Annotated in this window: 7 protein-coding genes; 3 read left to right on the top strand and 4 right to left on the bottom strand. The window is 75.2% G+C overall.

Annotated elements, in window-relative coordinates:
* Window positions 1–164: 164 nt before the first annotated feature.
* Window positions 165–3,524 carry a S41 family peptidase gene (locus ACZ7LB_RS25015; protein WP_471471341.1) on the top strand — a complete coding sequence of 1,120 codons (3,360 nt, stop codon included), beginning with the start codon at window positions 165–167 and terminating at the stop codon, window positions 3,522–3,524.
* A 339-nt stretch (window positions 3,525–3,863) separates the two neighbouring features.
* Here ACZ7LB_RS25015 and ACZ7LB_RS25010 read toward each other — a convergent pair whose 3' ends face one another.
* The 4 genes from ACZ7LB_RS25010 to ACZ7LB_RS24995 form a co-directional block, all read right to left on the bottom strand.
* Window positions 3,864–4,055 carry a hypothetical protein gene (locus tag ACZ7LB_RS25010; RefSeq protein ID WP_471471340.1) on the bottom strand — a complete coding sequence of 64 codons (192 nt, stop codon included), beginning with the start codon at window positions 4,053–4,055 and terminating at the stop codon, window positions 3,864–3,866.
* An 88-nt stretch (window positions 4,056–4,143) separates the two neighbouring features.
* On the bottom strand, window positions 4,144–5,037 hold the full coding sequence (locus tag ACZ7LB_RS25005; protein ID WP_471471338.1) for an SDR family oxidoreductase: 894 nt from the start codon (window positions 5,035–5,037) through the stop codon (window positions 4,144–4,146).
* A complete protein-coding gene (locus ACZ7LB_RS25000; RefSeq protein WP_471471336.1) occupies window positions 5,034–6,071 on the bottom strand; it encodes an alpha/beta fold hydrolase in 1,038 nt (345 codons plus the stop codon). The genes ACZ7LB_RS25005 and ACZ7LB_RS25000 overlap by 4 nt, the downstream gene beginning before the upstream one ends.
* On the bottom strand, window positions 6,068–7,615 hold the full coding sequence (locus tag ACZ7LB_RS24995; RefSeq protein WP_471471334.1) for a flavin-containing monooxygenase: 1,548 nt from the start codon (window positions 7,613–7,615) through the stop codon (window positions 6,068–6,070). Before ACZ7LB_RS24995 ends, ACZ7LB_RS25000 begins: the two co-directional genes overlap by 4 nt.
* A gap of 132 nt (window positions 7,616–7,747) precedes the next feature.
* On the opposite strand from ACZ7LB_RS24995, the gene ACZ7LB_RS24990 reads away from it, so the two are divergent.
* Both ACZ7LB_RS24990 and ACZ7LB_RS24985 read left to right on the top strand, forming a co-directional pair.
* On the top strand, window positions 7,748–8,404 hold the full coding sequence (locus ACZ7LB_RS24990; RefSeq protein WP_471471332.1) for a MerR family transcriptional regulator: 657 nt from the start codon (window positions 7,748–7,750) through the stop codon (window positions 8,402–8,404).
* Window positions 8,405–8,794: 390 nt separating this feature from the next.
* Window positions 8,795–12,430, top strand: coding sequence for a laminin G domain-containing protein (locus ACZ7LB_RS24985; RefSeq protein WP_471471478.1), 3,636 nt, complete (start codon window positions 8,795–8,797; stop codon window positions 12,428–12,430).
* Window positions 12,431–12,452 lie beyond the last annotated feature (22 nt).

Here is a 12,452-nt window from a genome sequence, read left to right as displayed (position 1 = left end):
TCTCCCCTCCGTGTCCGGCTCGTGTGCGGACGGTTCCGTCGCGCACAGGAGTAATGTATCCCAGCCCCCAAGCGAAACGAAACGGTTTCGTACGTGTTCTGGGTCACGGTTGTCGGCTACCCGTAAGTACTCCGGAGTTGCCGGGGCCACCGCCCCGGCAAAGCATGGGACGGGTGAGCTATCTGCGCCTTCCGCACCTCAGCGGCGACCGGTTGTGCTTCGTGGCCGAGGACGACCTCTGGCTCGCCCCGCTCGACGGCTCCGGCCGCGCCTGGCGGCTGACGGTCGACCGGGCCAGGACGGGCCCGCCCCGCTTCTCCCCCGACGGCCGCCACATCGCGTACACGAGTTGGCGCGGCCCGGCCCCGGAGGTCCGTCTGGTACCGGTGGACGGCGGTCCCGGGCAGCAGCTCACCCACTGGGGCACCCCGGACACCCGGGTCTGCGGCTGGTCGCCGCCCGGACCGGGCCCCGGGGACGGCGCCGTGCTCGCGGTGGCCTCGCAGGGGGAGCCGTTCTCCCATCTGACCCGGGCGTACAAGCTGGTCCCCGGCGCGGGGCCGGGCTGCCGGCTGCCCTGGGGCCCGGTCACCGACATCCAGACCGCGGACCTCGGCGGCGAGCGCCGCACCCTGCTGCTCACCGGCACCCCGCCGCACGAACCGGCGGCCTGGAAGCGCTACCGGGGCGGCGCCACCGGCAGGCTCTGGCTGCACGGGCGGCGGCTGCTGGCGGACCTCGGCGGGCATCTGGAGGCCCCGATGTTCGTCGGCGACCGGATCGCCTTCCTCTCCGACCACGAGGGCGTCGGCAACCTCTACTCCTGCGCCCACGACGGTTCCAGTCTGCGCCGGCACACCGATCACGACGCCTTCTACGCCCGGCACGCGGCGAGCGACGGCACCAGGGTGGTGTACCAGTGCGCGGGCGACCTGTGGCTCGTGGACGACCTCGCGCCGGACGCCCGGCCGCGCCGCCTGGAGGTCCGGCTGAGCGGACCGCGCGCGGGACGCCGCACCTACCAGGTGCCCGCCGCGCGGCACGTGGGCGGTGTCTCGGTGGACGAGACGGGCCGGGCGAGCGCCGTCGTCGTGCGGGGCAGCCTGTACTGGCTCACCCACCGCGACGGTCCGGCGCGCGCCATCGCCGACACCCCCGGCGTACGGGTCAGGCTGCCGGAGATGCTCGGGGCGAGCGGACGGGTGGCGTACGTGACGGACGCGGACGGGGAGGACGCCGTGGAGATCGCCGGTCTGCCCCGGGCGACCGGCGGGCGGGCGCCCCGGCGGACGGCGTCGGGGCGGCTGGGCCGGGTGCTGGAGATGGTGTCGGACCCGGAGGGCGAGCGGCTGGCGGTGGCCTCGCACGACGGGCGGCTGCTGCTGCTCGACGTGTCGGAGGGCGACGCGGAGGTCGCGGAGGCGCTGGACGCGGTGGCCACGGGCCGTCCGACGGAGCCGACGGACCCGGGGGCGCCGGGCGCGCCCCGGGGGGACGCGGGCGGGGAGGTCGTCGAGCTGGTCCGGTCGGCGAACGGGCCGGTGCGGGACCTGGCGTTCTCCCCGGACGGGGCCTGGCTGACGTGGTCCCATCCCGGGATCGGGCGGTCGCTGCGGCAGATCCGGATGGCCCGGCTGAACGATCCCGCGGGTCCCCTCGTCGTGGATGTGACCGACGGCCGGTTCGAGGACGAGAACCCGGTGTTCACCCGTGACGGCCGCTATCTGGCCTTCCTGTCCTGGCGCGGCTTCGACCCGGTCTACGACGTGCACACCGGCGACCTGTCCTTCCCGCTGGGCTGCCGCCCCTATCTGGTGCCGCTGTCGTCGGCGACACCGTCCCCGTTCGCGCTGAACCCCGAGGGGCGGCCGGCGGCCGGGGGGCTGGACCCGCTGGAGGAGGGGCCCGGCGAGGGGGGTGCGGTGACGGTCGAGGTGGAGGGGCTGGAGAGCAGGGTGACCCCGTTCCCGGTGACGGCCTCCAAGTACTCGGCGCTGCACCCGGTGGCCGGCGGCGGGCTGGTCTGGCTGCGCTGGCCGATCTCGGGGGCGCTCGGGGAGACCTTCGCCAATCCGGCCGACCCGAGCGAGCGGCCCACCCTGGAGCACTTCGGCCTCGCCACGGCGCGCAAGTCCGAACTGGTCGACCACCTGGACTGGTTCCGGGTCAGCGGTGACGGCACCCGGCTGGTCGTGCTGGACGAGGGCGACCTGCGGGCGGTGCCCGCGGCGGAGCCCGCCGACGGGGACTCCACCACCTGGATCGATCTGCGCCGCGTCCTGCACGAGACCGATCCGGCGGCGGAGTGGCGCCAGGCGTTCGCGGAGGCGGGGCGGCTGACCCGCGCCTACTTCTGGGACCCGGGGATGTGCGGGATCGACTGGGACGGGGTGCTGGCGCAGTACCGCCCGCTGGTCGAACGGGTGGCCTCGCCGGACGAGTTCGCGGATCTGCTGCGCGAGGTGCTGGGCGAGCTGGGCACCTCGCACGCCTATGTCACCGCCGCCCGGCGCAACGAGGGCCCCGTGCACTACCAGCGCCCGCAGGGGCTGCTGGGGGCCGACTTCGTCTGCCGGGACGGGCGCTGGGTGGTGCGCCGGATCCTGCCGGGCGACTCCTCGGACTCCCGGGCGCGTTCGCCGCTGGCGGGCACGGGCATCCGCGAGGGGGCCGTCCTCACCGAGGTGGACGGCCGCCCGGTCGGTCCGGTGGCGGGGCCCGCCCCACTGCTGGCCGGTGCCGGGGGGACCACGGTGGAGCTGACCTTCGCCCCGGCGGAGGGCGGGCCGGGCCCCTCCCGGCGGGTGGCGGTCGTCCCGCTGACCGACGAGCGTCCGCTGCGCTACCAGGACTGGGTGGCCAGACGGCGGGCGGTGGTACGGGAGCTGAGCGGCGGCCGGTGCGGCTATCTGCACATCCCCGACATGGGCGGCTCGGGCTGGGCCCAGTTCAACCGGGATCTGCGCCGCGAGGTGTCCCGCCCCGCGCTGATCGTCGACGTGCGGGGCAACGCGGGCGGCCACATCAGCGAGCTGGTGGTCGAGAAGCTGACCCGCACCATCCTGGGCTGGGACCTGACGCGGGACGCCCAGCCCGAGTCGTACGCCTCCAACGCCCCGCGCGGGCCGGTGGTGGCGCTGGCGGACGAGGCGACCTCCTCCGACGGCGACATGATCACGGCGGCGTTCCGGCTGCTGGAGCTGGGGCCGGTGGTGGGGCAGCGCACCTGGGGCGGTGTGGTCGGGATGACCGGGCGGCACCGGCTGGGCGACGACACGGTGATCACGGTGCCGATGAACGCGGCCTGGTTCGACGCGTACGGCTGGTCCGTGGAGAACCACGGGGTCGCCCCGGACGTGGAGGTGCTGCGCACCCCGCTCGACTGGGCGGAGGGGCGCTATCCGGTGCTGGACGAGGCGGTGCGGCTGGCCCTGGAGCTGCTGGAGACGCGTCCGCCGGCGACGCCCCCGGACTACGGGGACGTGCCGGACCGCTCCCGCCCGCCGCTGCCGCCCAGGGGGTGAGGGGCCCGGGACCCGCTCGCCCGGGCGCCTCTCCCCCCGCGCCCCGGGGAGCCGAGCCACCGGGGTCCGCCGGGATGCGCCGATGTCCGCCGGGGCACGCCGGGGACCGGCGGCGACGGGTCCGGGCCGGCCACGGTCCGGCGTCGGCGTCCTCCGGCCCGCGCTCCCCTGCGCTCCGCCGTCTCGCGCTCCGCCGTCTCACGGTCCGCTCCCCCGCGGCTCCGCTCCCCGGCGTTCCGCTCACCGGCCGGTCCGGCCCGCGCCGCTCCCGCCGCCGGGCCCCCGGGCATGGGGAAGGGCGCCCTCCGCTGGCGGGAGGGCGCCCCCGGGACGAGCGCGTCAGGCGTCGTAGTCGCTGTTCAACCGGTCCTCGGCGTCACGGCCGGACGGCTGCTCGCCCTCGTCCTCGTCGCGGCGGCGGGCGCGGTCGCGCGCCTGGTCCCGGGACTGGTCGCGGGCCTGCTCCGCGCGCTGCCGCCCCTGCTGCTGGAGCCGCTCGGCCTTGTCCTGGAACTGTTCCCTGATGCCCATGCGGGTTCACCTCTGTGGGGGTGTCGGGCCCGGCCGGAGCGGCCTGGCCCGATCAGACTCACACGGCCGGTGACCGCCCGCACGTCGATCAGTCACGCACCGTGGCGGACCCCGAGCGGTGCCGCTCGTCGGCGGTTCCGCCCGCGCCGACCAGGCCGGTGCGCACGCCGGACAGCCGGTCCCCGAAGCGGCGCACCTCACGCGGGCCGACGGTGCCGACGAGGGCCGGCAGCGCGCCGCGCACGCCCTGCACGCCGCGCAGCCACCACTGCCCGTAGACATGGGCGGAGCGGCGTTCGATGCCCTCGACGAGCCGGTCGACGGCGGGGCCCGGCGGGTAGGTGCGGTTGGCGGGCCAGGGCAGCCGTCGCCGCAGCTCCCGCATCACCTCGTCCCGGTCGGCCCCGCGCACCATGTCCGTGTCGGTCCACGAGAGATAGCCGACGCCGACGCCGACCCCCAGGTGCCGGACCTCGGCGCGCAGGCTGTGCGCGTACGCCTCGACGCCGGACTTGGAGGCGCAGTAGGCGGTCATCATCGGGGCGGGGGTGATGGCGGCGAGGGAGGCGATCTGGAGCAGGTAGCCGCGGCTCCCGGTGAGGGCGGGCAGGAAGGCGCGGGCGGTGACGGCGGAGCCGATGAGGTTGACCTCGATCACCCGCCGCCAGGAGTCGGGGTCGGAGTCGGCGAAGGGGCCGCCGACGGCGACGCCCGCGTTGGCGACGACGACGTCGACCCGGCCGAAGCGTTCGGCGACCTCGCGGGCGACGCGGGTCATCGCGTCGTGGTCGGTGACGTCGGCGTGCCAGTGGCCGCCGTGGCCGTGGAGGCGGGCGGCGGTCTCCGCGAGGGCGTCCGGTTCGAGGCCGACGAGCGCCACGGTCGCGCCGCGCGCGGAGAGTCTGCGGGCCAGCAGCTCGCCCACGCCCCGTGCGGCACCGGTGACGACGGCAACCCGTCCGTCCAGGCTGTTCCTGCTCATGGGGCACTCTCCTCGGCGGGTGCGGGACCGGCCCCGGGGGTGGGGCCCGGCGCGGCGGGGTGTCCGGGGGCGGGGTGTCCGGGGGCGGGGCCCGGGTCGCCGTCCGGCCGGGGCGCGCCCGGCAGATGGGCCGCGGCGAGGGCGCGGATGCGCCCGGTGACCGCCTCCGGGGCCTCGACGGGGGTCATGTGGCCCGTGCCGGGCAGTTCGGTGAGGCCCGCGCAGTGGGGCAGGGTGGCGGCCAGGGCGCGGGCGAGGGCGGGCGGGGTCATCCGGTCGGCGGTGCCGACGAGGACCTCGGCGGGCATCGTCAACTCCCCCGCGCCCCGGTCGAGGTCGAGCCCGTCGAACATGCGGGACCAGGCGTGCCGGGCCCCGCGCGGGCAGGCGTGGACGATGCGGGCGCAGACGTCGACGAGATGCGGGGGCGAACCGGGGCCCATGGTGGCGTACTTGAGGAGGCGCCGGGACAGGGGGGTGACCGGGCCGAGGGGCGCGCGGGAACCGAGGAGGCCCCGGGTCAGCCGGGTGCGGACGCGGCCCTCCCGCAGGGGCACCACGGTCGCCGTCTCCACCAGGCGGGAGCTGCCGGTGCTGCACAGCAGGACGGCGGCGGCGTGCTCGCGCAGGGCGGGGCGGCCGGCGGCGGCCATGAGGGTCATGCCGCCCATGGAGTGCCCGGCGATCACGGCGCGTTCGCCGGGGGCGAGGGCGGCGGCGAGGACGGCTTCGAGGTCGTCGGCGAGGGCTCCGGGGCCGGTGACGGGGTGGGCGGGGCTGCGGCCGTGGCCGCGCTGGTCGTAGGCGATGACGCGGTGGGCGGGGGCGAGGGCGCGGATCTGCGCGGCCCAGAAGGCGGTGGAGCAGGTCCAGCCGTGGGCGAGGACGACGGCGGGGGCGCGGTCGGGGCCGTGGACCTCGACGTGGAGGCGGGCGCCGCCAAAGGAGAGGGCGGTCAGCTCTCGGGCGGGCGCGGGCGGGGCGTACGGGCCGGGGACACGCGGGCCGGGCGCGGGTGAGGGCGGGCGGTTCACGCGCTCACCCCGGCGTCGTCCTGCGCGGCGGGCGGGGCGGTGCGCGGTGCGGGGGCGGCTCCGGCCGGGGCGCGCAGCACCCGGTACTCGGCGAGGTCGACCCGGCGGGTGGCGCGCCGGAACTCGCTGGTGGTGCCGGGCCAGACGGTGGTGTTGCGGCCGTTCGCGTCGAGGTACCAGCTGGTGCAGCCGCCGGTGTTCCAGACGGTGCGCTCCATGCGCCGCTGGACCCGCTCGTTCCAGCGGCGGACGGCGGCGGGGCGGGCGTCGAGGGCGACCCGGCCGCCCAGGACGTCGAGTTGGCGCAGGTAGTCGGCGAGGTAGTTCAGCTGGGACTCGATCATGAGGATCATGGAGGAGTTGCCGAGGCCGGTGTTGGGCCCGATGACGGTCAGGAAGTTGGGGAAGCCGGCGGCGCAGGCGCCGCGCAGGGACTCCATCCCGTCCTTCCAGCTCTCGGCGAGGGTGTGCCCGTCGGCGCCGGTGACCCGCTCGGCGATGGGCAGGTCGGTGACGTGGAAGCCGGTGCCGAGGATGATGGCGTCGACCTCGGCGCTGGTGCCGTCGGCGGCGACGGCGGTGGAGCCGCGCACCTCGGCGAGCCCGGCGACCACGTCGACGTTGGGCCGGGCGAGCGCCGGATAGTAGGTGCTGGAGAGCAGGATGCGCTTGCAGCCGATGCGGTAGCGGGGGGTGAGCCGGGCGCGCAGCGCCGGGTCGTCGATGGCGGCGGCGATGTTGCGCCGGGCGACGCGTTCGACGAGGCCGAGCTGGCCGGGGTGTCTGGTGAAGGCCTGGACCTGGAGTTCGCGGATGCCCCAGAGCAGGCCGCGGCGCAGCCGGGCGGTGGCGGGCAGGGCGCGGTGCAGGGCGCGTTCGGCGCCGCCGATGGCCCGGTCGGCGCGGGGCATGACCCAGGGGGGTGTGCGCTGGAAGAGGGTGAGGCGGGCGACGTCGGGCTGGATCGCGGGCACGATCTGGATGGCGGAGGCGCCGGTGCCGACCATGGCGACGCGTTTGCCGGTGAGGTCGTAGCCGTGGTCCCAGCGGGCGGAGTGGAACACCTTGCCGGGGAAGGTGCCGAGGCCGGGGATGTCGGGGACGCGGGGGTCGGAGAGCGGTCCGGTGGCGGAGACGACGACGTCGGCGGTGAGGCCGCCGCGGGAGGTGTCGATCTCCCACCGCAGGTGTGCGGCGTCCCAGGCCAGGCGGCGGACGTCGGTGCCGAGGCGGAGGTGGGGGCGGAGGCCGAAGGTGTCGGCGACGCGTTCCAGGTAGGCGCGGATGTGCCGCTGCCCGGAGAAGGAGCGCGGCCAGTCGGGGTGCGGCGCGAAGGAGAAGGAGTACAGGTGGGACGGTACGTCGCAGGCGCATCCGGGGTAGGTGTTGTCCCGCCAGGTGCCGCCGACGGCGTCGGCCCGTTCGAGGACGACGAAGTCGGTGATCCCCTCGCGGCGCAGGCGGACGGCGGCTCCGAGGCCGCCGAAGCCGGAGCCGATCACCGCCACCCTCACATGTCCGTGGACCTGTGCGTGCTCGGCCATTCCGAAGCCTCCCGGGGTCTCCCAGAACCTTGCCAGTGAATACTGGCACAATGGGAGCGTAGGGCAGCCCCGTACCGATGGGTAGGGGTCCGTCCGGCGAAAGTTACCGCCGGTACGTTCTAAGGTCGGGGCGTGACCGAGAAGCGCGAGTACCGCATGGAGGAGCTGGCCCGGCTGGCCGGCGTCACGGTGCGCACCCTGCGCTTCTACCGGGAGCGCAGGCTGCTCCCGCCGCCCCGCCGCGAGGGCCGCGTCGCCTGGTACGACGACCGCCATCTGGCCCGGCTGCGCACCATCGCGGCACTGCTGGAGCGCGGGCACACCCTGAGCGGCATCGCGGAGCTGGCCGACGCCTTCGAGCAGGGCCGCGACGTGGGCGACCTGCTGGGCATGGGCGAGCCGACCGAGGAGACCCCGGTCCGCCTCACCCCCGAGGAGCTGGCCGCCCGCTTCGAGGGCGGGGTCACCCCGGAGAACCTCGCCGCGGCGATGCGCCTCGGATACCTGGGCACCGACGGCGACGAACTCGTCCACATCAGCCGCCGCCTGCTGGACGCCTCCTCGGCACTGGTCCGCGAGGGCGTCCCGCTCACCGAGGTCCTCGAAGCCGGCGGCCGCGTCCGCGACCACGCCGAGGCCCTGGCCGCCCTCTTCGCCGACCTGATCCTCCGCCACGCCCCCGAGCGGGACCCGGGCCGCCTGCGCCCGCTGGCCCGCAGCGTGGTCGAGGCGGAACTCTCCCTGGCCCTGGACCGCCGCCTGCGCACCACCGGCCACGACACCCCGTGAGCGGCGCCCCGCGAAGAACGCCCGCGAAGGGCACCGGAGTTCGGCGGCCGGGGACCCAGGAACCTCGGGAGCCGGGCATCGCGAGGGAGGGCGACGACCCCGCCAAGTCGATCATGTGACCAAAACGTGATCACGTGGAGTGCAACCTCGCCCAAACGTCGACTTCTTCACAGTCCGTCTCGGAACCCATCTCCCCTGTGACCGTTTTATTCCCGTTGACCTCGCCCCTCCGTACAGAGTTAGTTACCGAGGGCAACAAGATGAGAATCTGATGAACGAGGTGTGGTGGAGATGTGGACCCGGCGGGGGGACGGGCGGACCGGGCGGAGGCCCGTCCCGGGGAGAGGTGCGGGCGGACGGGGCGGCCCGCGGGCCGCGGGCACCGTGGCGGTGCTCTGCGCGGCGCTGCTCGCGGCCCTCGTCCCGGGGACGGTGGCGGCGGCCGACGACACGGCACCGCCGCCGACGCCGCTGACGGAAGGTCAGCGGGCCCTGGGAGAGGCCCGGGAGTCCGGGCAGCGGGTGGAGGTGACCGGGGAGCGCACGGAGCGGACCACCGTGTTCGCCAACCCGGACGGTGAGACGTTCACCCTGGAGGAGTCGGCGGTCCCGGTGCGGGCCAGGACGCCGGAGGGCGGCTGGCAGGCACCGGACGCGACCCTCGTCCGGCGGGCCGACGGCACGGTGGGCCCGAAGGGCGCCGCCGTGCGGATGGTGTTCTCCGGCGGCGGTGCCGGCGTGCCGCTGGCCCGGATCGGGAACGAGGGCGCGTCGCTGGCGCTGGACTGGCCGGGCATCCTGCCCGCCCCGGTCCTGGACGGCCCGACCGCCGTCTACCCGGAGGTGCTGCCGGACGTCGACCTGCGGCTGACCGCCACTCCGGAGAGCGTCCAGCACGTCCTGGTCGTCAAGACCCCCGCCGCGGCGGCGAGCGAGGAGCTGAAGAGGCTCACCTTCGCCCTGGAGACCGAGAACCTGGCGGTCCGGGAGAACGCAGGCGGCGGTCTGGCCGCCGTCGACGGCAACGGCACCACGGTGTTCAGGGCGCCGCCCGCCCGGATGTGGGACTCGGCGGGGCGGGCCACGGCGGGCGCCCCGGTGCCCGGGGAGCCCGCCGCACGGGGCACGACGGCCGGTCCTCCGGCGGACGCGCCCGGCGACCCGGCGGAGGGCGCGCCGTCCGGTTCCGGGCTGGAGCCGGGCCAGGGCGACACCGTGGCCCGCATGCGCGTCGAGGTCGCGCCGGCCTCGCTCTCGCTGGTCCCGGACGCGGACATGCTCGCCTCCACCGCCCCCGACGCCTTCCCGCTGTTCATCGACCCGCCGGTCGGCTGGGGAAGCGCGGAGCGCACCCTCCTGCGCAGCGACGGCTACGAGTCCTACGCCTGGGGCAACGGCGACGACGGCCAGGGCAAGGGCGCGGGCAAGTGCGGCACGTGGTCCGGCTACTACTGCGGTCCGGGCTATGTGCAGCGGCTCTACTTCGAGTTCTCGCCCGCCACGCTGAAGGGCAAGAAGGTGCTGGACGCCGTGTTCCGGGTCACGGAGCCGTGGGCGTTCCAGTGCGCGCCGCGCTGGGTGGACCTGGTCCGCACCAACAACATCTCCGCCGCCACGACCTGGGCCTCCCGGCCCAAGGAACTGGACTGGATGGGCGACCGGTACGTGTCGGCCGGACGCGGTTCGCTGTGCGACCCCGACTCCCCGGACGCCCCGATCGAGTTCAAGGACAACCCGGAGGAGCCGGACGAGAACCTGACCCCGACCGTGCGGGACTTCGCGGCGGGCAAGTTCTCCCGGCTCACCCTGGAGATCCGCGCGCACGACGAGACGGACACCTCGGCGTGGAAGCGGTTCAAGAACGACGCCGTGCTCTCCGTCTCGTTCGTCGGGCTCCCGGACAAGCCCACCGGCCTCGGCCTCCAGGGCGGGGGAAGCAGCACGACCCCGGTGTGCGAGCGCAGCGCCGCCGACCCGGCGATCGTCTCCGACCCCACGCCCACGCTGAAGGCCACGGCCCGGACCAAGCCGGGCGGCGAGTCCGGTGCCCAGTTGCGCGTCTACTTCGACGTGGACGTGCGGAACGCCGACGCGTCCTGGTCGGACGTCACCCCTCCGGCCGCCGGTTCGCTCGGCCCGTCGACGGGATACGTGGCCAACGGGCGTGCCCTGTCGCTGACCTGGTCACCGCTGACGGACGGCAAGCTGTACCGGTACCACGCGTGGACCTGGTCGTACTACGGCTCCAGCCACCTGGACAGCGAGGTCTCCGACGGCTACTGCTACTTCCGGGTGGACTCCCAGCCGCCGAAGCCGCCGAAGGTCACCGTCGGCAGCCCGTACACCGAGTGCACCACCAACGCCTGCGCCCCGCACGGGGGACCGGGGGTGCCGAGCACCTTCACCTTCAAGCCCGCCACGGGGGACGTCAACAGCGCGTACCAGTACAAGCTGTCCTCGGGTGCCGCCTGGTCGGCGGAGCTGACGGGGGCGACGGCCACGGCGAGGATCACGCCCACCCGCGGCGGTCTGCACCGTGTCTACGTGCGGGCCAAGGACTCACTGGGCTGGGGCGCGCAGTCCGTCACCGACTTCATGGTCGACTCGGGTGACGGGCCGGTCGGCCTGTACCACTTCGACGAGGCGTCGGGGGCCGCGCTCGACTCCGCCACCGTCGACGGCAGCGACGACGCCACGCTGACCGGCGGGGCGACCCGGGACGGCCGGGGCCGACGCGGGGTGATCACCCACAAGCCGGACGACACCGAGCTGGCGGTCCCGGTGACCGACAAGGGCCTGGCCCTGAACGGCACCACCGCCTACGCCGCCACCGGCGGCCCGGTGCTGGACACCCGCGCCTCCTACACGGTCTCCGCCTGGGCGCTGCTCAAGCCCGGGGTCGCGGCCAACCAGACCGTCCTGGGCCAGAACGGGTCCTTCTACAGCGGCTTCTACCTCACCTACCGGGAGGCGGACCAGACCTGGTCGCTCAGCACGTCGCCCAGTGACGACACCGGCGGCAACATCAGCGCGCAGAAGGTGACGGCCACCCAGCCCGCCGCGCGCGGGGTCTGGACCCATCTGGCCGCCGTGTACGACGCGCCGGCCAAGCAGATCCGTCTGTACGTCAACGGCCGGAAGCAGGGCGCCACCACGGTCGCCGCGGCCTGGGCGGCCGAGGGGCCGCTGCAGATCGGCCGGGTGCTGTGGCGCGGCGGCTACACGGACCACTTCGCCGGGTCGATCGACGAGGTCACCGCCTGGCAGCAGGCCCTCACCGACGACCTGATCGCCGACGAGGCCCAGCCGCTGAACTCGCCCAGCCGGGCGGCCGTGGAGCTGGTGGCGGACTGGTCGGCCGACCGGGGCAGCGGCACCACCGTCGCGGACACCACCTCCGGCTACGGCAGGTCGCTGACGCTGGCGGGCGGCGCCGCGCTGGACGGCGAGTCGATCGTCCTCGACGGCGTGAACGACGCGGCGACCGCCTCCGGGCCGGTGGTGGACGACACCGGCCCGTTCACGGTCACCGCGCTGGCGGCGCTGGACGGCGACAAGCTCCTCGCCAAGCCGGTCGGGTACACCGGGCAGGTCATCGGGCAGCGGACCGCGGACGGCTCGGCGTGGGGGATCTGGTACGAGCGGACGGGCAGCGCGACCGTGTTCGACGAGCAGACGCTGACGGAGAAGAGCGTCGCCAAGGGCTTCTGGCGCTTCGGACGCCTCAACGCCAACGGCACGTTCAGCGCGGCGTCCTCCGTGGAGGAGGCGGCGATGGACGGCACGGTCCGGCTGACCGGCGTACTCGACGCCCGGGAGGAAACGGTCAGCCTCTATCTCAGCAGTGTCCGCGACGGGGCCCCGCGGGTCTTCACCGCGAAGGCCGGCACGGGGGACCTCGCCGTCGGCAAGGGGTTCACCGCGGGGTCCTGGCAGCACTTCCTGCCCGCCCGGATCAGCGAGGCACGGCTGTGGGCCGGTGCCATGGCGACCCATGAACAGGTCGCCGAGACAGTGGGCGACTGACGGCGTTCCGGCGGGGCGGCCG

It is taken from the genome of Streptomyces sp. NPDC107521 (genome assembly GCF_055598485.1).
The sequence above is the reverse complement of the archived record's forward strand: the minus strand, read 5'-3'. Positions and strand labels throughout refer to the sequence as shown.